22 protein-coding genes are annotated in these 21954 nt (G+C 58.4%); 13 read left to right on the forward strand and 9 right to left on the reverse strand.

Annotated elements, in window-relative coordinates; all coding sequences use genetic code 11:
• Nucleotides 1-7 precede the first annotated feature (7 nt).
• The 8 genes from cpaB (at nucleotide 8) to MMG91_RS12810 (ending at nucleotide 7848) form a co-directional block, all read left to right on the forward strand.
• Nucleotides 8-817, forward strand: a complete 810-nt coding sequence (cpaB, locus tag MMG91_RS12775) for a Flp pilus assembly protein CpaB (protein ID WP_310659796.1) — start codon at nucleotides 8-10, stop codon at nucleotides 815-817.
• A 73-nt stretch (nucleotides 818-890) separates the two neighbouring features.
• Nucleotides 891-2231 carry a Tad domain-containing protein gene (locus MMG91_RS12780; RefSeq protein ID WP_310659797.1) on the forward strand — a complete coding sequence of 447 codons (1341 nt, stop codon included), beginning with the start codon at nucleotides 891-893 and terminating at the stop codon, nucleotides 2229-2231.
• Nucleotides 2232-2239: 8 nt separating this feature from the next.
• Complete coding sequence (locus MMG91_RS12785; protein ID WP_310659798.1) at nucleotides 2240-2719, forward strand: TadE/TadG family type IV pilus assembly protein; 480 nt, start codon at nucleotides 2240-2242, stop codon at nucleotides 2717-2719.
• Entirely contained in the window at nucleotides 2719-3213 is a 495-nt protein-coding gene (locus tag MMG91_RS12790) for a TadE/TadG family type IV pilus assembly protein (protein WP_258616519.1), read from the forward strand. The genes MMG91_RS12785 and MMG91_RS12790 overlap by 1 nt, the downstream gene beginning before the upstream one ends.
• A complete protein-coding gene (locus MMG91_RS12795) occupies nucleotides 3207-4427 on the forward strand; it encodes an AAA family ATPase (protein ID WP_310659799.1) in 1221 nt (406 codons plus the stop codon). Before MMG91_RS12790 ends, MMG91_RS12795 begins: the two co-directional genes overlap by 7 nt.
• 3 nt (nucleotides 4428-4430) lie before the next feature.
• Nucleotides 4431-5873, forward strand: coding sequence for a CpaF family protein (locus MMG91_RS12800; RefSeq protein WP_310659800.1), 1443 nt, complete (start codon nucleotides 4431-4433; stop codon nucleotides 5871-5873).
• On the forward strand, nucleotides 5870-6856 hold the full coding sequence (locus MMG91_RS12805) for a type II secretion system F family protein (RefSeq protein ID WP_310659801.1): 987 nt from the start codon (nucleotides 5870-5872) through the stop codon (nucleotides 6854-6856). Before MMG91_RS12800 ends, MMG91_RS12805 begins: the two co-directional genes overlap by 4 nt.
• A 29-nt stretch (nucleotides 6857-6885) precedes the next feature.
• On the forward strand, nucleotides 6886-7848 hold the full coding sequence (locus tag MMG91_RS12810; RefSeq protein ID WP_310659802.1) for a type II secretion system F family protein: 963 nt from the start codon (nucleotides 6886-6888) through the stop codon (nucleotides 7846-7848).
• 524 nt (nucleotides 7849-8372) lie between these two features.
• Here the strand turns inward: MMG91_RS12810 and MMG91_RS12815 are convergent.
• The 6 genes from MMG91_RS12815 to MMG91_RS12840 form a co-directional block, all read right to left on the reverse strand.
• Nucleotides 8373-8642, reverse strand: coding sequence for a DUF3613 domain-containing protein (locus MMG91_RS12815; protein ID WP_310659803.1), 270 nt, complete (start codon nucleotides 8640-8642; stop codon nucleotides 8373-8375).
• A gap of 18 nt (nucleotides 8643-8660) precedes the next feature.
• Entirely contained in the window at nucleotides 8661-9371 is a 711-nt protein-coding gene (locus tag MMG91_RS12820; protein WP_310659804.1) for a tetratricopeptide repeat protein, read from the reverse strand.
• A 119-nt stretch (nucleotides 9372-9490) separates the two neighbouring features.
• A complete protein-coding gene (locus MMG91_RS12825) occupies nucleotides 9491-10714 on the reverse strand; it encodes a type II and III secretion system protein family protein (protein WP_310659805.1) in 1224 nt (407 codons plus the stop codon).
• An 852-nt stretch (nucleotides 10715-11566) separates the two neighbouring features.
• Nucleotides 11567-12205: a LysE family translocator gene (locus MMG91_RS12830; RefSeq protein ID WP_305425693.1), complete on the reverse strand. Its 639-nt coding sequence runs from the start codon at nucleotides 12203-12205 to the stop codon at nucleotides 11567-11569.
• Nucleotide 12206: 1 nt separating this feature from the next.
• Nucleotides 12207-12977 carry a 2OG-Fe(II) oxygenase gene (locus tag MMG91_RS12835; RefSeq protein WP_305446515.1) on the reverse strand — a complete coding sequence of 257 codons (771 nt, stop codon included), beginning with the start codon at nucleotides 12975-12977 and terminating at the stop codon, nucleotides 12207-12209.
• A 92-nt stretch (nucleotides 12978-13069) separates the two neighbouring features.
• Complete coding sequence (locus MMG91_RS12840) at nucleotides 13070-13696, reverse strand: serine-tRNA(Ala) deacylase AlaX (RefSeq protein WP_038982069.1); 627 nt, start codon at nucleotides 13694-13696, stop codon at nucleotides 13070-13072.
• A gap of 90 nt (nucleotides 13697-13786) precedes the next feature.
• On the opposite strand from MMG91_RS12840, the gene MMG91_RS12845 reads away from it, so the two are divergent.
• Complete coding sequence (locus tag MMG91_RS12845; protein WP_305446514.1) at nucleotides 13787-14785, forward strand: LysR family transcriptional regulator; 999 nt, start codon at nucleotides 13787-13789, stop codon at nucleotides 14783-14785.
• A gap of 67 nt (nucleotides 14786-14852) precedes the next feature.
• On the opposite strand, the gene MMG91_RS12850 is transcribed toward MMG91_RS12845, so the two are convergent.
• Complete coding sequence (locus MMG91_RS12850) at nucleotides 14853-15260, reverse strand: PA2817 family protein (protein WP_008012462.1); 408 nt, start codon at nucleotides 15258-15260, stop codon at nucleotides 14853-14855.
• Between the two features lie 114 nt (nucleotides 15261-15374).
• Nucleotides 15375-17822 carry an acyl-CoA dehydrogenase gene (locus MMG91_RS12855; protein ID WP_310659806.1) on the reverse strand — a complete coding sequence of 816 codons (2448 nt, stop codon included), beginning with the start codon at nucleotides 17820-17822 and terminating at the stop codon, nucleotides 15375-15377.
• Nucleotides 17823-18070: 248 nt separating this feature from the next.
• Here MMG91_RS12855 and MMG91_RS12860 point away from each other — a divergent pair, with 248 nt between their 5' ends.
• The 4 genes from MMG91_RS12860 (at nucleotide 18071) to MMG91_RS12875 (ending at nucleotide 21239) form a co-directional block, all read left to right on the forward strand.
• Nucleotides 18071-18730, forward strand: coding sequence for a transglutaminase family protein (locus MMG91_RS12860; protein WP_305446511.1), 660 nt, complete (start codon nucleotides 18071-18073; stop codon nucleotides 18728-18730).
• Nucleotides 18731-18773: 43 nt separating this feature from the next.
• Nucleotides 18774-19397, forward strand: coding sequence for a glutathione S-transferase (locus tag MMG91_RS12865; RefSeq protein WP_310659807.1), 624 nt, complete (start codon nucleotides 18774-18776; stop codon nucleotides 19395-19397).
• Nucleotides 19398-19530: 133 nt separating this feature from the next.
• The gene (locus MMG91_RS12870) at nucleotides 19531-20463 is read left to right on the forward strand and encodes an ABC transporter ATP-binding protein (RefSeq protein WP_305446509.1); all 933 of its coding nucleotides are present in this window, start codon (nucleotides 19531-19533) and stop codon (nucleotides 20461-20463) included.
• Nucleotides 20460-21239: an ABC transporter permease gene (locus MMG91_RS12875; protein ID WP_305502900.1), complete on the forward strand. Its 780-nt coding sequence runs from the start codon at nucleotides 20460-20462 to the stop codon at nucleotides 21237-21239. Before MMG91_RS12870 ends, MMG91_RS12875 begins: the two co-directional genes overlap by 4 nt.
• Before the next feature lie 91 nt (nucleotides 21240-21330).
• Here the strand turns inward: MMG91_RS12875 and MMG91_RS12880 are convergent, their stop codons facing one another.
• Complete coding sequence (locus MMG91_RS12880) at nucleotides 21331-21852, reverse strand: DUF2062 domain-containing protein (protein WP_305446507.1); 522 nt, start codon at nucleotides 21850-21852, stop codon at nucleotides 21331-21333.
• Nucleotides 21853-21954 lie beyond the last annotated feature (102 nt).

Below are 21954 nucleotides of genomic sequence, written 5' to 3' on the forward strand. Positions count from 1 at the left end.
TACTGACATGAGCTCTCGTACTCTTACCCTGGTAGGCATTTCTCTGGTCATGGGCCTTGGTGCTGCATGGATGGCCGACTCCTGGCTGAGCGCCCGGCTCAATGCCAGCCCGGATGACCACCTTCGAAGCGTGGTAGTCGCCACGGTCGAGATTCCATTCGGGCAGATGGTCGAGGCCCAACAGGTCACGACCCTGCGCATGCCCATGGACACGATCCCGGACGATGCCTTCGACTCCACCGACAAAGCAGTGGGCAAGATCGCAACGTTCGACATCCTGAAGGGCGACATCATGCGCGGCGCGCGTCTGAGTGAGCATTTGGGGGGCAGTACCCTGGCTTCTCTGATTGCGACAGACAAACGTGCCATCTCGGTACGGGTAGACGATGTGGTCGGTGTGGGCGGGTTCCTGTTACCCGGTAACCGGGTCGATGTGCTGGCGACTAAAAAAACTGATGGCGCCGGCAATAACGCTGTGTCCAGGACCATCCTCGAGAATTTGCGGGTGTTGGCGGTGGACCAGACGGCGGGTACCGACAAGACCCAACCGGTAGTGGTGCGTGCAGTGACGCTGGAGATGACGACCGCAGAGGCTGAAACCCTGGTCACGGCGCAAACGGAAGGGAAACTGCAACTGACCCTGCGCAATCCGCTGAATAGCGAGAAAAAAATCGCAGCCATTGCGCCTGCTGCACCGGTCATGGCGGTGGCTACCGCCACTGTGCCAAAACGCGTGATGCAGCGCAGCCGCGGCGAGAGTGGTGGGGCTATCACCATCATTCGCGGGATCGAAACCAAAGTAGTCAACATTCGCTGACAGGGCGCAACAGGTCCTAGACACCAGGTCTTGGCGGAGCCGATCCGGATCAGTATCGGCAAATGAGGGCTCGATGATGAATCTTCGTATTCGGCAGCCGTTCACTGCGACGCCAAGGCGCCAGGAAGGATCGGTGAGCGTATTGATGGTAATCGCGTTGGCGGCGATGGTGATGATGGCGGCGTTGGCGCTGGACGGCGGACACATGTTGCTGAACAAGACGCGCCTGCAGAATGCGGTAGACGCCGCCGCCCTGAGTGGTGCCAAAACCCTGAGTCAGGTGGCAGGAGAAGTCAACGCTGCCAGCGCGACGCAGGCTGCCGCGCTCAATACGCTGATGCAAAATGCCAATGCCACGGGCAATAACGAATTGGACACGGCGGTCGCCGGCAGTCCAGGCACATTTGCGGTGGTGGAACTGTCCAAAGAAGTCTATGGCCCGTTCTCCTATCCTGGCCCGACGGATGCCAAATACGTTCGGGTATCGGTACCGAGCTATAACCTGACGGGGTTTTTCTGGAACTTTGCTCAATCATTCGGCGCCGTGGGGAACAAAGCGGTGGCGGCGATTGCCACTGCTGGACCCAGCCCTACCAGTCCGTGCGATCTCGCACCTTTGATGGTCTGTGGCGAAGCGAGCCAATATGACCCGGATGCCGGCATGTTCTGGGGCTTCCAATTTGGTGATTTGCAAGTATTGAAGTCGGCTGCTGGCAATTCGTCCCCCATTGGTCCGGGCAACTTTCAGTTACTCGATTTCGGCTCGGGTGGCAGTTCAGTCAGGGACGATCTGGCCGGAGGAGGCTCGGTCTGCCGCAACGTGGGGGAGAATGTCCAGACCGCGCCTGGCAACAAGGTCGGCCCTGCGTCTCAAGGCCTGAATACACGTTTCGGTATTTACAATGGCCCAGTCAGCTCCTCGGACTATCCGCCGGACCTGGTGACGACGTCCAGTAACCCTGCGATCACTTATGACGACTCAGTCACCCCGCCACAAGCGAAGTATCAGGGGCAACCCGTCACATCGAGTGGTGGCAACCTTACCGCGGGCGGCAACACGATATATGACTACAACGACTGGCGTGCGAGCGTTGCCGCGTGTGTGGCAGGGGGCGGCAGTGGCTGTGAAAGCAACGGGGTGTTCGAGCGCCGGATGCTGAAAATCGTGGTGGGCGACTGCACCGGCAAACAGGGCGGTTCAACCACGGTCCCGGTTCTGGGGTTCGGTTGCTATTACGTGGTCCAGCCAATGAGCGGCGGCGGCACGGAGGCGCAGATCTTCGGACAGTTTGTGAAGGAGTGCGAAGGCGACAACGTGCCCAGCCCTACACCGGTGAACGATTCCGGTCCGCAGATCATTCAGCTCTACAAAACCTATCTCAACGGCAGCGGCACTCCGAGCACTGACTCATAGGAGGCGTCATGAGACTTCATGCTTTTAAACAATCGCAGCGCCAACAAGGCCTGGCACTGGTGGAATTCACCTTGGTCCTGCCGGTGTTGCTGTTGCTGTTGCTGACCTTCGGCGAGTTCGGCCGCATGCTCTATCAGTACAACGTCCTGCTGCAGGCCAGTCGTGATGCGGACCGTTTTGTTGCCAGCCAGGCCTGGAACTCGACGCTCGGTGAGGTCTCTCTGAGTAATGCCCTGCAGGACCAGACGAAAAATGTCGCGGTCTATGGTGTGCCCAGTAATACCGGCAGCCCTGTGGTGTCAGGGTTGACGACCGGTATGGTGGAGGTCGCCGCCGTGGGCTTCGACCATGTGCGGGTCACCATCACTTATACGTTTTGCCCGGTGATTGGCAGTGGCAATTGTACCGGCTCGATTCCGGGTTTTTTTGGTAGTCAGATTGCGCTGAGCATTCCGCTGGTCGCCACGACTGTCATGAGGGCACTGTGATGAATCGCAAACGCATGCGCGGCACCTATGTCGTGGAGTTCGCCATCATTGGCATGCTGGTATTCACGCTGTTGTTCGCCGTATTGGAAATGGGCCGCCTGTACTTCACGGTCAATGCATTGGATGAAGCAGCCCGTCGCGGTGCACGCCTGGCGGCAGTGTGCAATATCAGCGATCCGGTGATCCTGCAGCGGGCGATTTTCAATGCTGCGGGGGATGCCGGTACGAGCCAGCTGATCACCGATCTGACCACCAGCAACCTGGTACTGACTTATCTGGATGCAAACGGCGCTCTGGTGGCCAACCCTGGCGACACGAGTGGGGTTACTGGATTCCGTGCCATCCGCTACGTCCAGTTGAGCCTGCAAAACTTCGTTTTCAACCTGTTTATTCCCGGGTTCGGCGTGCCCATTACCTTGCCCACATTCAGGGCAACCTTGCCACGCGAAAGCCTCGGGCGTCATTCCGATTCCGGGGAGATCACACCATGCTGAATACCAAGGAAACGCCAGTCTCCAGCTCGACTGGCAAAGCCGGGCTCCGGTTGCTGATCAGCAGCCGTGATGCCACCTCTTTGCGCGATCTGCAGAGTGTCTGTCAGCGCATGCCCGGCCTTGAGGTGAGCACTCGCCTGGTGAGCAACGGGCATGTCGATCCGCTCTACGGTCTGGACCGGATGCCCGATCTGTTGCTGTTGCGCGTCAGCCACCTGTGGCGCGAGGAGCTGGCAGCGCTGTTGCTGCACCCGGCCCATGAGCGTCCACCGATGTTGGTTTGCGGTCTGCTGAGCGAACAGGAAGGCATGCGCATGGCGATGCAGGCCGGCGCCCGTGACGTGCTGCCCGAGCCCATCGCCGAGACGGAATTGGTTGCCGCCTTGAATCGGCTGGTCATGGAGGTTCGGACCGGCAGTGGGGCAGAAGGGAAATTGATCGCTGTGATGAGCGCCAAGGGCGGCTCCGGCGGAACCCTGGTGGCTTGCAACCTGGCCCAGCAGCTCAGTGCCAGGGGCGGCAGTACCCTGCTGCTGGATATGGATCTGCAATTTGGCAGCGTGACGCATTATCTGGATGTGGCGCAGTCACACAGCCATTTGGAGGTGTTGCACCAGATCGACGGCATGGACAGCGTCGCGCTACGCGGTTTTTGCAGTCACTTCAGCCCGACCTTGCATGTGCTGGGTGGCCGGGCCGGTGAGCTGTGCCTGCCGCAGGATGCCCAGCCCGAGCAGCTTGATGCCCTGTTGAAGTTGGCCCGCGCCAGCTATGACTGGGTGGTGATCGACCTGCCGCGACAAATCGACCACCTCACCGGCTCTGTGCTGGAGCAGGTGGATCGGGTGTACGTGGTGGTGCAACAGAGCGTCAGTCACCTGCGCGATGCCAGCTCCCTGGTGCGGATTCTTCGCGATGACCTGGGCGTGCGCGGGGATCAATTGCAGATAGTAGTCAACCGCTTTGACAAGGCGGCAGCGATCAGCCTCAAAGATATCGGCGAGGCGTTGCGCTGCACCAATCTGGCGAAATTACCCAACGACTTCAACCTGGTCAGCCAGAGTCAGAACACTGGCGTGCCGTTGGGGCTGCATGCGCCGAGGGCAGCGATTACTGCCGCACTGCGCGACATGACCGAGGACCTGGTCGGTCAACAGGTAGCCGGGAACAAAGGCTTACTCAAACGCGCCTTCAACCGTTTTTTCGGGGGATGACCCATGATCAGCGACTTTCGTAACCGCTTGCGCAAACAGTCCGGTAAACCCGCCTCTTCGTCGGCTACTCAGCTGGGCGACGACCTGCTGGACCCGGCAGAGGAAATAATGGCGTGGGAACGTGCGGCGCCGGACGTTCTTTACGAAACCAGAAGCCAGGTCACCCCGGTGGAAGCCGAGTGGCGGGAAAAGATCTACCAGCAGTTGCTCAAGGTCATGGACCTGTCCCTGCTGGACTCCCTTGAACAGGCCGAAGCCACGCGGCAAATTCGCGATATTTGCCAGCGCTTGCTTGATGAGCATTCGGCGCCAGTGAGTTCCGTCAGCCGCCAGTTGATCATCAAGCAGATCACCGACGAGGTGCTCGGCCTGGGTCCCCTGGAACCGTTGCTGGCCGATCACAGCGTGTCCGATATTCTGGTCAACGGCCATGCCTCGGTCTATGTCGAGCGCTTTGGCAAACTGCAACGGACCGATGTGCGCTTTCGCGATGATCAGCATTTGCTCAACATCATCGACCGCATCGTCTCCAGCCTGGGGCGGCGTATCGACGAGTCCTCGCCATTGGTGGACGCCCGGCTCAAGGACGGTTCGCGGGTCAACGCGATTATCCCGCCGCTGGCCATCGACGGCCCGAGCATGTCGATTCGCCGCTTCGCGGTGGACCTGCTCAATACCGACAGCCTGATCTCGGTGGGGACGTTAACCCCTGCAATTGCCCTGCTGCTCAAGGCGATTGTCCGTGGACGCTTGAACGTGTTGATTTCCGGCGGTACCGGCAGCGGCAAGACCACCATGCTCAATGTGCTGTCCAGTTTCATTCCGCAAAACGAGCGGATCGTCACCATCGAAGACTCGGCCGAACTGCAACTGCAACAGCCCCATGTGGTGCGCCTGGAAACCCGGCCTTCGAATATCGAGGGGCGTGGCGAGGTGAGCCAGCGGGAGTTGGTGCGTAACAGCCTGCGGATGCGTCCGGACCGTATTGTGATCGGCGAAGTGCGCGGCGCCGAGGCGCTGGACATGCTGACCGCCATGAACACCGGGCACGACGGCTCGCTGACCACCATCCACGCCAACACCGCGCGCGATGCGTTGGGGCGAATCGAGAACATGGTGTCGATGACCGGGGCGACTTTCCCGATCAAGGCCATGCGGCAGCAGATCGCTTCGGCCATTGATGTGGTGATCCAGCTGGAACGCCAGGAGGACGGCAAGCGCCGATTGGTGAGCGTGCAGGAAATCAACGGCATGGAAGGCGAGATCATCACCATGACCGAAATCTTCTCCTTTGCGCGTCAAGGCATGGGCGAGAACGGCGAAGTGCTTGGCGATTATCGCCCCAGCGGCATGATCCCGGCCTTCCGCGATGTACTGGCCAAACGCGGCATCGAATTGCCGCTTAACATGTTCAGGCCTGAATGGATGGAGGCACGGCAGTCATGAACAATATTCCCAGTGAATTCATTCTGATGTTCCTCGGCATGGTGTTTATCGCCGTATTCCTTCTGTCCCAGGGCGTGGTGGTGCCGGTGTTCGGCGAGGCCGGCAAGATGCGCAAGCGCATCCGCGGTCGTCTGCATGTGCTGGAGAAAGCCAACAATTTGCCCAACATGCAGACAGTGTTGCGGCAGAAATACCTGACGCGCTTGTCGCCATTGGAGGCCATGCTCGAGCAGTTGCCCTTTATGGCGAACCTGACACAGATGATCGAGCAGGCCGGGCATGAATATCGTGCTTATCGGGTGCTGTTGCTCGGGCTGTTCCTGGGCGTCTGTGTGGGCATCTCGATCTGGATGATCTCGTCGGTCTGGTGGATGGCGCTGCTAGCGGGTTTCGGGGTGTTCTGGTTACCCCTGCTGAAAATTTCTCGTGATCGTGGCAAACGCTTCGCTGAGTTTGAGGAAGGCCTGCCGGATGCGCTGGATGCCATGTGCCGTGCCCTGCGCGCTGGACACCCGTTCAACGAAACCCTGCGCCTGGTCGCCGAGGAGCATAAGGGAGCGGTCGCTCATGAGTTCGGCCTGACCTTCGCCGATATCAACTATGGCAACGATGTACGCCGGGCCATGCTCGGCCTGCTCGAGCGTATGCCGAGCATGACGGTGATGATGCTGGTGACCTCGATCCTCATCCATCGCGAGACGGGCGGCAATCTGACTGAAGTGCTGGAGCGTCTGAGTCGACTGATTCGTGGGCGCTTCCGTTTTCAGCGCAAGATCAAAACCTTGTCGGCGGAAGGGCGGATGTCCGCCTGGATACTGGTGGCCATTCCCTTCGTGCTGGCGATCGCGATCATAGTTACAAGCCCCACCTACATGCCTGTTCTGCTCAATGATCCCATGGGCCAAAAGCTGATCATCGGGGCGTTCTGCTCCATGTTGGTCGGGATTTTCTGGATACGCAAAATCATCCGGATTCAGGTTTAAGCGGTATTCGCTACCGGGAGGTACAGTTCATGGACTTTTTACTCGGGTTGTTCAGTCGGGTCACGGGGAACGAGGAGATGGGGCGTCTGTTGTTCCTCGGCGCAATCGGTTTGAGTACGGTGCTTGCGGTCGTCGCCGTGATTTTGCTGATGCTGGGTCTTCAGGACCCGGTGCAGCGTCGCCTGGCGCTGATCAAGCGTGGTCATTTAGGCAATACGACCGGGCAGGACGCTCCTGGTAATCTGCAACTGTTGCTGGAGCGGGTCGGCCAGCGCTTTGCCTCGACCGAATCCGCTCAGGCGTCCGTCACCCAGACCCTGTTGACGCATGCAGGGTACCGTTCCTCTTCAGCGGTGCAGATATATTGGGCGGTGCGCTTGCTGTTACCACTGTTGTTGGTCGGCATTGCGTTGTTGCTATTACCGATGATTCCCAAGGTTTCCTTGATCACGGGACTGTTGTTGGTGGTCATGATGGCCGCTGTCGGATGGCTGCTGCCAGCGATATATGTCGGCAAGCGCAAACAATCGCGACAAGGCCGGCTGCGTGCCGCGTTTCCGGACGCACTGGATCTGATGGTGGTGTGCGTGGAGTCGGGCCTAGCCCTGCCCACGACTATCGAGCGGGTGGCTGAAGAGATGTCGGTCAGTCAGGTTGAGTTGGCTGAAGAGCTGGCCTTGGTCAATGCGCAGATCCGCGCGGGCATTTCCAGTACCGAAGCGCTCAAGCAACTGGCCGTGCGCACCGGTCTGGATGACGTACAAGGGTTGGTCAGCCTGTTGGCGCAGAGCATCCGCTTTGGTACCAGCGTGGCCGATACTTTGCGCATCTATGCCGATGAGTTCCGTGACAGGCGTACGCAGGCTGCCGAAGAAGCGGGGGCAAAAATTGGCACCAAACTTATCTTCCCGCTGATTTTCTGCCTGTGGCCGAGCTTCTTCCTGGTCGCCATCGGCCCTGCCTTGATCGGTGTGGTGAGAGCATTCGGGTGAGGTAAACGGGTGGAGGCTGTCGAGCACGATGGCCTTGCCGCCCGAGTCTGATCTGCATTTGCCCGCCATAGGTTTACACATCCTCTGTAGGCGCTGCCGAAGGCTGCGATCTTTTGATTTTTCTGGCAGGCAATTTATTGCCTGGGCCTCTGAATCAAAGGATCGCAGCCTTCGGCAGCGCCTACAGAGATTTGCGTACATCTGTTAATCACGACTTGGCGCTGATTGTCGCGATACGCTCGGTGACAGGCTGGTCAAGGCAGAAGCAGTGGTTGCCAGGCACCCCTTTAAGGAACACCGACGCGGTCAAGCGTAGGAGCTGGCAAAGCCTGCGATCTTTTGATTTTGATGGCCGAGGAGAATCGCTGAGGAGCAAAAGATCGCAGCCTGCGGCAGCTCAGAGTAATCCGACCTGGCTTGGATAATCTGTAGATACCAATGCTTTCCTGCATACGACGTCTAGCCCGGCTTTGCAGCCAGGCCACTCTAGACGACGCCAGAGGCTGATCATCCATTGACGTGCCTCAGTTACTGCCAGGGATCTCTCCCGCCATATCCTGATCAAAAAACTCCGGAATCGGGTAGAGGAAACTATTCAGCCAACGCTGCATGGCCAGGTCACGTTCGGTAGCCGAAGCGGTTTGCAGTTTAGGCGAGGCAAACACACCACGAATCTGCATCTGCAACCACTGCTCGGTACCTTTTTGCTCCTTCGAAGAGGGGCCTGGTTCAATCGCCCAGGCACTGGTGGACAGGCAAGCCATGCACACGATCAACAGCCTCTTGGTATTCATCTCGACTCCTCGTACGTTTTACTTTGTCGCACTGGGTGAGGCAGCGGCTACCTCAGTCCTGCGATTCCCCTCCGAAGCCGCCACTTTTTTTGCGGAGGCCTTGAGTTTTTCCGCGCGGCTTTGAGCCTCGGCGACTTGCTGAGGACTCAAGCTGGCACGGTTCGCGAGTTCGGCAGCCGACTTCCAGTTATCCTGATAGATCAGCAGCGTCACCAAATTGAGTGCCGCCAATGAATTGGACTGTTTGAGCTCCATGGCGGTCATGAACTCGAAGCGTGCTTCAGGGATACGTCGTTGATTGAGGTAGACGACCCCCAGGTCATTGCGCATCCTGTCATCGGTGGGGGCCATCTTCACCGCACGCTCAAGGTGAGTGGTCGCGGTGGCGTAATCATTTCTGGCCGCGGCCAACTGGCCCAAGCCATGTTCCCCATCAGCGGCCAGACAGGTGCCGAGCAAGCTTTGATACAACGGCCCCGCCTCGTTACGCCCCATCAAGCGCAGCACCCGAGCCTTGCGCAGGCGAACCTGAACCAGGTTCTCGGGCAAACCTTCAAGATTCGCCAGGCTGGCATACAAACGGCCATCGTTGGCCATGTTGTCGGCCAGACTCAGGGCCAACTCTTGATCCGAATCGGGCTTGGCACAGATAGGAGGTCGCGAAGACAAACCATTAGTGGCACAACCCGTCAGCATTAATGTCGCCATTATTGCAATGACTGCTTTCATCGAATGTCCTTTGGCTACAACACGTTGAACGCTTGGCCAATGGCAATAAAGCTGGCCCGGCAAGCGCTCAAGGTCACCGTTAGGGGTGAGGGCGAGGCAAGTCTGATTCAGGCTCTGGCTCATTGTGAAAGCCCGGAGCGACTGTCGAAATCGCCATTTTCGAGGAAGAACATGCGGTAGAAATTCGGGTCGTAATTGCGCAGCTGTTCGCCAGGCAATGACGGTAGTTGTGCGTTGACAGCCAGTGGCTGGACCAGATGCGGGGTAACGATCATCAGCAGTTCACGCTCTTCACGGTTGATGGTGTTGTCGCGGAAGAACGCGCCCAGAATCGGGATATCGCCCAGCCCCGGAAACTTGTTCACCTGGGAATTGTTGCGGGTGCTGATCAAGCCGCTGATGACGAAGCTTTCGCCGTCGGCCAGGGAGATGCTGGTGTCGGTTCGGCGTATGGTCAGCGCTGGAACAATGGTGCCGGCGATGCTCACGGCGTTGGTGAAGTCCAGTTCACTGACTTCCGGTGCCACCTTCAGCGCGATACGGTTTTTGCCGATGATGGTCGGCGTCAGGGTCAGGCGGATACCGAATTCCTTGTACTCGATGGACACGTTATCGCTGCCGGAACTGGGCACTGGAATCGGCACTTCACCACCGGCCAGGAAGCTCGCACTCTGCCCGCTGAGCGCTACCAGGCTTGGCCGTGCCAGGGTGTAGGCGAAACCGCTGCCTTCCAGTGCGTTGATCGACACTAGAGTATCGCTGGACGCAAAAGCGAAGTTGAACATGCCGTTGTTCACTGGCACCGACGGCGTGACAATGCCGCCGACGGTGGGCAAGGTTCTCGGTGAGCCGAACAGGAAATTGCCTTGGCGGCCAAAAATCGAGGCATTGGCTTCCTTGAGTTTGGTCCGGCTGACTTCAACGAAGCGGATGTCGGTTTGCACCTGGATCGGCAACAGCGGGTCTTCGGAAGGCACTGTCGAGACGCTGGTCAGCGCCGCGGTGGCCTTGCCCTTGACGAACACCATGCTTTGGCGCGGCGTTTTCGAACAGGCGGTCCAGACCATCAGGCTGGTGGCCCCCGGCGCGAGGCCCGTGAGTATGAAGGCGTTGCTGCCGCTGGGTTGCACGTCGGCAATTTTCGGATCGCCGACTGCCAACTGCGTCACCGGGACGGGGACGCGCAGTTCATTCTGAAGCCCCTGACCGACCTCGAACGTTGCCGGCAAACTATCCAGTTGCGAACAATTGGCCGGCGCGGCCTGAGCCGCATTCACGCTGAGACCCGTCCAGAACAGGCCATGGATAATTCGCTTGAAAGCGGGCACGGTACGATAGCTCATTAAGTGCATCCTCGCTGAATAGGCCATCTTTGAGGCTAACTGGGTTGCCTCGGATCACTACAAGGGGCCTTGGTCGGCCCTCTACCCCGCCAGACCCCTGACTAATGGCCCCGGCAATATTCCGTGGTGCTACATGCAAGCAGGTGCAATACGCTGGTCTGACTGAACAGCGAGTGACCTTCGCTACAACGGTTTTTAGTGATCCAGATACCTGAGCTGTCGACCCGAACGATATGTTCAAGCTCGACCGCAACAGCAGCTAAAGACGGCACTTTGCGCCGACCTGACTCCCCTAAAAAGCAACCGGCAATCAACGTAAAGAGCCGGAAAATGCTTGCCAGGACCATAGTGAGGTAACTCCTTTTGCCATTCCGCTATCTGATCGCTGAACCTAACGTGCAATTTCAAACCGTTATGTCTTCTTCTTGTTTGAAAGGTAGTTCAACCAAGGCAAAGCGCCATGCCTTGAACGAAAACTTTCGATACAGATGTTGGTTTTTTTCTGAACGCCACGGTCAGGCCACGCAATCATTGGCATTGCGCCGGATGCTGATGAAATAAGGGGTGCTTCACGGTCCCGCGAGTTTTTCTTGGGGTTTTGCGCTGCATATTTCACAAAAACGCCACTCAATGAGTGGCGTTTTCAGGCGTGCCGTGTGTACTTTTCGAATGCAGACCAATAGTAACAACGGCATCTGGCGGGATATGACAAGCAAGCTGAATACGACGGACTATGTAGCTCTACACCTGTGAAGTGCAGGTTGGAGTATTGGCGCGCTTTGGTAAGTGTCTCGGTTATCGAACAAGAAATAATATCGACGGCCCACCAGTCAGCCTGGCGGGCCGTTTGTTTTACATCGACAGAATCAACCGGCCAGCGAACAGAATCAGGATCACCCCCATGGTTCGTTCGAACCAGTGCCCCATGCGCATGAACAGCAACCGCACCCGGGTGCTGGAAAAAAACAGCGCCACGATCACGAACCACAAGGCATTCACGAAACACATCCACACCCCGTACAGCGCCTGAATCTGCAGCGGTGTCGAGGCGCTGATGATGGTCGTGAAGATTGCCAGGAAGAACAGCGTGGCCTTGGGGTTGGTGGCGTTGGTCAGAAAACCTGTGGTGAACGCCTTCAGCAACGTTTGCTCGACCACCGGTTCGTCTGCACCTTTGTCGCCTTCCAGCACGGTTTTGGGTTTGCTGCGTATCAGGCTCACGCCGAGGTACAAAATGTAGGCACCCCCCACGACCTTGGCCACCGTCAACAACCAAGGCGTGGTGTGCATCAGTGCTCCCACGCCGAGCAAGGTGTAAAGCACATGCACGGAAATGCCCGCGCCGATGCCCAGCGCCGTGCAAATCCCCACTAAGCGGCCGAAACGCACGCTTTGGCGGATGGTCACGGCGAAGTCCGGTCCGGGAGCAACCACGGCCAGAAAGTGGATCGTGGCCAGCGCCAGAAACTCGCCCAGGTAATTCGAAAACATCTCAGCTCCAGAAAGTCAGGGGTGAAGCATTGCCGCGATAGCCGACAAAGAAGGAAAGGCTCAATCGCGGGTCGTCCACACCCGGGGTCACCGAGTGCATGCAGCGCGAATTGAACATGATGAAATCACCCGGCTCAGGACGAATCTCCAGGGTCGGCGGGCCGAGCAAGGCCGGGTCGATGCCGTAACTGTCGCCACGCATTTCGTCGAACTGGTCCGGGGAAATGTCGTGGTCCCACATTTGCAATGCGCCGCCCTCGGTCGGCATGTTCAGGTAGACGTTGCAGGCGAACTGCGCTTCCAGGCTTTTGGCCTGGAAACTGTCCGGGGCATCCTTGGCGAAAATGTCGTGATGGGCGAGGAAGCACACCCCAGGCTTGACGACCCGGGATAGCCCCACATACATCTTGCGGCCATAGAGATTTTCCAGATGCGCCCCCGCCGGCCAGGACTCGTCGAGCATGCAGCGCAACGTGTCGACAGGAGAGGAGTAGGGCGCGCAACGGCTGCGCAATTCGGCGATATTGCTGGTGGCGCGCTCGAAATAGTCCTCGATCAGCAGCGGCTGGTTTTCCGCTTCATAAAACGCCATGCCGATGCGGCCGATGCTCGGCGCGTTGATATAGCCTTCGAAGCCAGGGGCGAGGATCTTGTCGCCGATCTGGATCGCCAGCGGTCCAGGCAACAAGCCTTTGACGCGGATGGCGAGGACTTCTTCGTTGGCCAGTTTTTGTATGCACGTCTCATCGAGACGCTCGACGTCAAGCATCATGTTTTTAGGTCCATCTATCGATAGTCAACAGAGCCCGCGAATGCAGGCTCCCCCGGCGTCAGGCGATGACGGGGCCGACATCGCCCAAATGTTCAGTCCACGCTGTAGTGGACTGACAGCGTTCCCTTTTTCTGTGAAAGGGAAGCGATCGTGACCGTGCCCAAATCCTTCAGGCTCCGTACATGGGTACCGCCGCAGCCGTAGGCGGGCAGCTCACCGAAACCGATTTCCCGGGCGCCTTCGCGCAACGACGTCAGGCGCGGCAGGTCATGGGCGATCCATTGCGTGATGCCATGCTGAATCGTCTGCGCATCGACCTCCTGCGCGCTATCACCCGGCTTGAATTGGACACGTCCTTCATCCGGCCAGTGATGAGCCTTGGTCGGCATCCAGCCCATCGCCTGGACGAAGTGACCGATCAGGTGCCCCGCGGAATGCATGCGCGTGTTGAACCGGCGGCGTTGCTCGTCGACCCGAATCTGGGTCATGCCGAGTTTTACCGGATGATCGACGAAATGGATGATCCGGTCCGGATCCTGAACCACGCGCAGCACCTGGCTTTCGCCGATCCAGCCGGTATCCCAGGGTTGCCCGCCGCCCTGAGGATGAAACAGTGTGGCACGCAGCACTACTGCGAATTCGTTCTCGTAGGGCGTGCAATCCAGGACTTCCACATTGGCCTTGAGGTCATCACTATGGAAAAAGAGGCGAAGCGTCATATTCCATGCCCTTATTAAAGTTTCTATTTTTATTATATGAATCGTGGAATTGCGTGATAATCCGTTCAATCATCAAAGGACTGTTGCGCTGTGAGCATAAATCTTCCCCTGCCGCTGCTCGGTGAAATGGCGATTTTCGTCAAGGTCGTCGAGACTGGCAGTTTCTCCGAAGCAGCACGCCAATTGGGCTCCTCTCCCTCGGCGGTAAGTCGCAGCATTTCGCGGCTGGAGAAGGCACTCGCCACGCGGCTGCTGCAACGAACCACGCGCAAGCTGCGCCTGAGTGACGGTGGCGAAGAGGTGTTCAAGCGTTGCCAGGAGATGGTCAGCGCGGCGAAATCGGTGATGGAAATCAGCGGTCAGTTCACCCATGAGGCGGAAGGGCTGGTGCGCGTCAGCGTGCCTAAAGCCGTCGGGCGATTCGTGATTCATCCGCACATGCCGGAATTTCTGCGGCGCTATCCCAAAGTGAACGTGGAGTTGTTGCTCGAGGACCGTCAGGTGGATTTGATCGATGACAACGTCGATCTGGCGATCCGTATTACCGATCGCCCGCCTGCGGGGTTGGTGGGGCGGCAGTTGCTGACCATCGATCATTTGCTCTGTGCGACGCCGCAGTACCTGGCTGAACACGGCACGCCGACTCATCCCCACGACCTGCTTAACCACAGCTGTATCTATCTGGGCGAAACCCCGAGCGATGCGCGCTGGAAATTCAAGAAAGGCAGCAAAGCCGTCACCGTCGGCGTGCGCGGACGTTATGCCGCCAATCACACAGGCGTGCGACTGGGCGCGGTATTGCAACACATCGGAATCGGCAGCCTGCCGTACTTCACCGCCCGGTATGCGCTGGAACAAGGGTTGATCGTGCAAGTACTGCCAGACTGGACTTTTCTGGCGTCCTACCACGGAGGCGCCTGGCTGCTGCATTCGCCAACCCGTTATCTACCGCCCAAGTTACGGGTGTTTATCGACTATCTGGTGGAATGCCTGGAGAAGGAGCCAACCTTGAGCAGGCCGGGCAAGCCAAGTGGGTTGGGCAAGGTCGCGGCGGAGTATGAATTGCCCGAAAGTGATGGGTTGCTTTGATCTCCCCGGCCAACAAAAAAGGCCCGCATATTCAACCATGCGGGCCTTTTGCATTACTGATTGGGGATCAGTGCTTGCTGTCCTGGTTCGACATCGCCAGCAGCTGTTTTTCCTGATTCCAGTCGAACGGTTCATCGTTCTGTTCGGCTTCGAAGCGACGCTCTTCAAGGGCCTGGTACAGGTCGATTTCTTCGTCGGACAGGTAGTGCAGGCAGTCGCCGGCGAAGTACCACAGCAGGTCCCGTGGAATCAGGTGGGCGATTTGTGGATAACGGGAAATGACCTGCGTCAGGATGTCCTGGCCCAGGTACTGGCTTTCGATCGGTTCGATCGGCAGTGACGCCAGCAGTTCGTCGAAGCGCTCCAGGAACAAGGCATGGCTTTCTTCGGGAACCTGTTCGGCCTCACCTACGGCGACCAGGATGCTGCGCAGGTGGTCGAGCAAGACGAGATGATCGGCAACGACGTTGGACACGAGATAAGTCCTCAAGAGCAAAACGGGCGCGAGAGTATAAAGCTCTTGCGCCCCTTTTCCCATGATAGAGAGCACATAGTAAAGAGCCCCATGCAAGACACAGGCTCCGCCGGATCAGCGGACCTTGCCTTTGGCCATTACCAGCTCCTTTGGGTCGAAATCATCGACATCGATCACCTTGCGTCGCGCCACTTCTGCCTCGCGCAAGGCCTGGGCTTCAACCGGTTGCAAGACGCCACCCTCCAGAGCGGCATCGATGGCAGATTCTCCGAGAGCGGGTTTGACCTGGCGACTTTTCAACGCCGTATTGAGTTTTTTCTGTACCGGTTTGGCAGCGTTCAGCAAATCGCAAGCGTGCTGCAGGGCGCCGACTGAATCCTCTGGTGATTGTGGGCGATAGCAGCCACCCAGTAACTCCTCAAGTGTTGGATCGCCCTTGGGACGGCCGATGACGGCTGCGACTTGGGCCGCCAGTCTGTCCGACGGGCCTCTGTGGCGACGACCGAAAGGGAACACCATCACCCGCATCAGGCATCCGAGTACCTTGTTCGGGAAGTTGGTCAGCAGTTCGTCCAGCGCACGTTCGGACTGCCCGAGGCTCTCCTCCATGGCCCAGGCGAATAGCGGATGCATATGCTCGGGTGAATCGAGATCGTGATAACGCTTGAGTGCGCCGGAGGCCAGATACAGGTAGCTGAGCACATCACCCAGACGTGCGGACAGCCGTTCGCGACGTTTCAAATCACCGCCCAGCAGCATCATGCTCAGGTCTGCAAGCAGAGCAAAGGCTGCGGCCTGACGGTTGAGGGCGCGGAAATAGCCTTGGCTGAGCCTGTCCCCGGGCATGTGTTCGAAATGCCCGAGGCCGAGGTTCAGCACCAGGGTGCTGGCGGCGTTGCACACGGCAAAACCAATGTGGTCGAGCAGCAGCGCATCGAACTCGATCAGTGCCTGTTGTTTGTCTTCGCGATGGGCGAGGGCCATTTCCTTGAGCACGAACGGATGGCAGCGAATAGCGCCCTGGCCGAAGATCATCAAGTTGCGTGTCAGGATATTCGCACCTTCGACCGTGACGGCAATGGGCGCACCTTGCCAGTTACGCGCCAGGTAGTTGTTTGGCCCCATCATGATGGCCCTGCCGCCGTGAACATCCATGGCGTGGCTGATGCACTCGCGACCGCGTTCGGAGAGGTGGTATTTGATAATGGCCGAGGGTACCGACGGTTTTTCGCCGAGGTCGACCGCGTTGGCGGTGAGCATCCGTGCGCTGTCCATCAACCAGGTACTGCCGCCGATCCGCGCCAGTGCTTCCTGAATGCCTTCGAAGGCTGACAGCGGTGCGTTGAATTGTTCGCGAACCTGGGCATATTGGCCTGTCACCAGGCTGCTGAACTTGCCCGCAGCGGTACCGATGGCAGGCAGCGAAATGGAACGCCCGACCGACAGGCAGTTCATCAGCATCATCCAGCCTTCGCCGAGCATTTCCTGACCGCCGATGATGAATTCCAGCGGCACGAACACGTCCTTGCCAGCGTTCGGACCGTTCATGAAGGCGGCGCCCAACGGCAGGTGACGGCGACCGATTTCTACACCGGGGGTCTGGGTTGGGACCAGGGCGAGACTGATCCCCAGGTCGACTTTGTCGCCCAGCAGATGGTCCGGGTCATAGGCCTTGAAAGCCAGACCGATCAATGTCGCAACCGGGCCGAGGGTGATGTAGCGTTTTTCCCAGTTAAGACGCAGGCCGAGGGTTTCCTTGCCTTCCCATTCACCTTTGCAGATGACCCCGGTGTCGGTCATCCCGCCGACGTTGGAGCCTGCCATCGGGCCTGTCAGGGCAAAACAAGGGATATCGTCGCCGCGGGCCAGCCGTGGCAGGTAATGATTGCGCTGTTCGTCAGTGCCGTAATGCAGCAGCAGCTCCGCCGGGCCGAGGGAATTGGGCACCATGACCGTCGACGCCAGGTCGCCGCTGCGGGTGGCCAGTTTCATCGCTACCTGGGAGTGCGCATAAGCCGAGAAGCCTTTGCCACCGTATTCCTTGGGAATGATCAGGGCAAAAAAGCCATGTTGTTTGATGTGATCCCAAGCCTGGGGCGGCAGATCCAGCAATTGGCCGATCTGCCAATCGCTGACCATCGCGCAGAGCTCTTCAGTCGGACCATCGATGAACGCTTGTTCCTCTTCGCTCAGTTGCGCCTTTGGATAGGCCAGCAGCTTGTTCCAGTCCGGGCGACCGCTGAACAGCTCGCCGTCCCACCAGACCGTGCCAGCTTCAATGGCTTCACGTTCGGTTTGTGACATCGGCGGCAGGTTTTTTTGAAACCAGCTGAACATCGGGGCCGTGAAGAGTCTTCGGCGCAGATCCGGCAACAACAGGAAAGCGGCCACGACCGCGAGCATTACCCAGAAAATCAGCATCAGCCAGACGGGGGCATGGCTGAAGATGCCCATCGCCAGCAGATAGACAGCGATGATGCCCAAGGCGGGCAGAGGCGCAGTGCGCCGATGTGCCAGGTAGGCAATCCCGACCACCAGAATCAGTATCCACAACAGCAACATATTCAATTCTCCATGAAGCCAGGGGCAAAACCACTTTCAGAGCTTAGACGGCATCCATAAAAGTGGAGGTCAGAGCGATAGGTCTGAGTTTGTAGGAAGCAACGGTTGAAACTCGTCGGCTATTTCGAGGGCGGACGGTTAAGCGCTTTTGTAGAAGGGGCGCTAAACGCTGATATTTGGCCGAAACGTCGTTATCTCTGTGCTGAAGGTGTCGCTAGACTCGTGGCTTCCCCCAGGAGATTGTTCCCATGCACGCATGTCTGAGCCCCGGCCGCTTCATCGATAGTGACCATCCCTCGGTGGTGGAGTTCGCCGAAAAACATCGTGGCGCCGGGCGCGATCCGCTCGAACAGACGATCAATCTCTATTACGCAGTGCGTGAGGCCGTGCGCTACAACCCTTACACCTTCAGCCGCGATCCAGAGACCTTGCGCGGCAGCTATGCGCTGGCGGCGGGGGAGAGTTATTGCGTGCCCAAAGCCACGCTGCTGGCCGGTGCAGCCCGGCATTGCGGGATTCCGGCGCGTATCGGTCTGGCAGATGTGCGCAATCACCTGTCGACGCCGCGTCTGCTCGAACTACTCAAGAGCGATGTGTTCGCCATGCATGGTTACACCGAGTTGTACCTGAACGATCGTTGGGTCAAAGCCACTCCAGCCTTCAATCAACAGCTCTGCGAACTGTTCAATGTCGCGCCGCTGGAGTTTGATGGGATCAACGACAGCGTGTTCCACCCCTTCAACCGTGACGGCGAGCAGTTGATGGAATATCTGATCGATCACGGCCAGTTCACTGATGTGCCGGAAGCGTTCTTTTTCGAACACCTGGAAAAGTGCTATCCGCATCTGTTCGGCGAGCAATTGCCGGTGCTGCTGGGTGACATGCAGAGCGATTTGAGTCGCGTCTGATCCGGCGTATGCTGCCTGCGCATTCATCCAAGAAGGGGCGGTCATGCTGAAGATCTGGGGTCGGAAAAATTCGTCGAATGTCAGGAAGCCATTGTGGGCGGCCGAAGAACTGGGTCTGGCCTATGAAGCCATCGATGCCGGCGGCGCCTTTGGCGTGGTCGACACGCCTGCGTACCGCGCGATGAATCCCAACGGCCGCGTGCCGGTGATCGAAGACGACGGTTTCGTGCTGTGGGAATCCAACACCATCGTCCGTTACCTGATGGCCCGTCATGCCAGCGATACGGCCTGGTATCCGACAGACCTGCAGGCCCGTGCCTCGGCGGAAAAGTGGATGGACTGGACCACCTCAAGTTTTGCCGCTCCGTTCCGCACGGTGTTCTGGGGCGTATTGCGAACCCCGGAACACCAGCAGGACTGGCCGGCCATCAAGGCCGCGATCAAGGAATGCGACGATTTGCTGTCGATGGCCGATCAAGCGCTGGCGGTTAAGCCATACCTGTCGGGCGATGAGATCGGCATGGGCGACATTCCCTTGGGCAGCTTCATTTATGCCTGGTTCGAGATGCCGATCGAACGTGCGCCGCTGCCTCATCTCGAAGCCTGGTACGCGCGGTTGAAACAGCGTCCGGCGTATCAGAAGGCTGTCATGACCGCGTTGACTTAATACTCACTATCGACACGCGTGACTGTACTTGTGTGGCGGCGACAAGCACCATTGCGCTCATGCGCCGCGGTTGCATTGCTCGCCGCCCGCCCTTATTTATTCCTTTCTTCCCTTCCTGGTGCGTAAATCCGATATGAGTTCCGCTCTGTCCATCCGGCAGCTAACCAAAACCTACGGCAACGGTTTCCAGGCCCTGAGTGGTATCGATCTGGATGTCGCCGAAGGTGACTTTTTCGCCTTGCTCGGCCCTAACGGCGCCGGCAAATCCACGACCATCGGCATTCTCTCAACCCTGGTGACCAAGACCAGCGGCACGGTGAATATCTTCGGCCACGACCTGGACAAGGAACCGGCGGCACTCAAGCGCTGCATTGGTGTGGTGCCCCAGGAGTTCAACTTCAACCAGTTCGAAAAGACCTTCGACATTGTCGTGACCCAGGCCGGTTACTACGGCATCCCGGCGAAAATCGCCAAGGAACGCGCCGAGCAGTACCTGACTCAACTGGGCCTGTGGGACAAGCGCGATGTGCCGTCGCGCTCCCTGTCCGGCGGCATGAAGCGCCGCCTGATGATCGCCCGGGCACTGGTTCACGAACCACGCCTGCTGATCCTCGACGAACCGACGGCGGGGGTGGACATCGAATTGCGTCGCTCGATGTGGACCTTCCTCACCGAGCTGAACAAAAAAGGCATCACCATCATCCTCACCACTCACTACCTGGAAGAGGCTGAGCAGCTGTGCCGCAACATCGGCATCATCGATCACGGCAGGATCGTCGAGAACACCAGCATGAAGCAGTTGCTCAGCCAACTGCATGTCGAGACGTTCCTGCTGGACCTGAAGAACACGTTGCAAGTGGCGCCACAGTTGCTCGGCTACCCGACCAAACTGATCGACAGTCATACCCTGGAAGTCCAGGTCGACAAGGCCATGGGCATTACCGCGTTGTTCACCCAATTGGCGCAGCAGAACATCGAAGTGTTGAGCCTGCGTAACAAAACCAATCGCCTCGAGGAGTTGTTCGTGTCCCTGGTGGAGAAGAATCTGTCGAAGGTGGCGGTATGAGTTCCGAGCTGCAACCCAACCTCGTTGCCCTCAATACCATCGTCTACCGTGAGATCAAGCGCTTCACCCGGATCTGGCCGCAGACCCTGCTGCCGCCGGCCATCACCATGGTTCTGTACTTCGTGATCTTCGGCAATCTGATTGGTCGGCAGATTGGCGACATGGGTGGTTTCACCTACATGGAGTACATCGTGCCGGGGCTGATCATGATGTCGGTGATCACCAACTCCTACGGCAACGTGGTATCGAGTTTCTTTGGCAGCAAGTTCCAGCGTTCCATCGAAGAGTTGATGGTGTCGCCGGTGTCACCCCATACGATTCTGATCGGCTACACCCTGGGCGGCGTGCTGCGCGGGTTGATGGTCGGGATCATCGTGACGTTGCTGTCGCTGTTCTTCACCACGCTACAGGTGCATCACCTGGGCGTGACCGTTCTGGTGGTGCTGCTGACGGCGACGATCTTCTCGCTATTGGGCTTCATCAACGCGGTATTTGCGCGCAACTTCGATGATATCTCGATCATCCCGACGTTTGTGCTGACGCCGCTGACGTACCTGGGCGGGGTGTTCTACTCGATCAGCCTGCTGCCACCGTTCTGGCAGACCGTGTCACTGGCCAACCCGGTGCTGCACATGGTCAACGCTTTCCGTTACGGCATCCTCGGTGTGTCGGATATCAGGATCAGCGTGGCGATCGCCTTCATGCTCATTGCGACTGTTGTGCTGTACATCGGTTGTGCGCGGTTGCTGGTGAGTGGGCGTGGGATGCGTACGTAAGGAAGACCGAATCGCCTGCATCGCGAGCCTGCTCGCGATGACGTCAGCCCAGGCACCGCAAAAAAACGGCCTCCCAAGCGGAGGCCGTTTTTCATTCTTGCATCCGGCTTTTCTTACGCCGCTTCCACTGCCGACTCACCCACCAGCGCCAATACATCATCACCAGGCAATAGGCGAGGGCACCCAGCACCAACCCCGTGACCACCGAGCCGAGCAAGAACGGTTGCCACAGGCTTGAGAGTTCGCCGCTGATCCATTCCCAGGTCAGCTCATTCGGCAGGCTGCGGGCGGGGACGTCCATCAACCAGGCACCGGTCTGGTAAGTGCAGAAGAACACCGCCGGCATGGTGATCGGGTTGGTCAGCCAGACCAGGCTGACGGCAATCGGCATATTGCCGCGCACCACAATGGCAAGGATGGCCGCCAACAGCATCTGCAACGGGACGGGCAGAAACGCCGCGAACAGACCGACCGCCATCGCCCGCGCGACCGAGTGGCGGTTGAGGTGCCAGAGGTTGGGGTCATGCAGCAGGGTGCCGAGAAAGCGTAAGGATTTGTGTTCCCTGATGCTGGTCGGATCTGGCATGTAACGTTTGAATAAGCGCCGGGGCATAAGGCTTCTCGGTCGGTTAAGGCGGCAAGTATGTCTTGATTCTACGAACCGCCCATTCAGACTTTGTGACAATTGATAACGACATACGTGCGGCGCAGCGGC

It is taken from the genome of Pseudomonas sp. JL3 (genome assembly GCF_031570575.1).
GTDB classification, from domain to species: Bacteria; Pseudomonadota; Gammaproteobacteria; order Pseudomonadales; family Pseudomonadaceae; genus Aquipseudomonas; species Aquipseudomonas cucumis.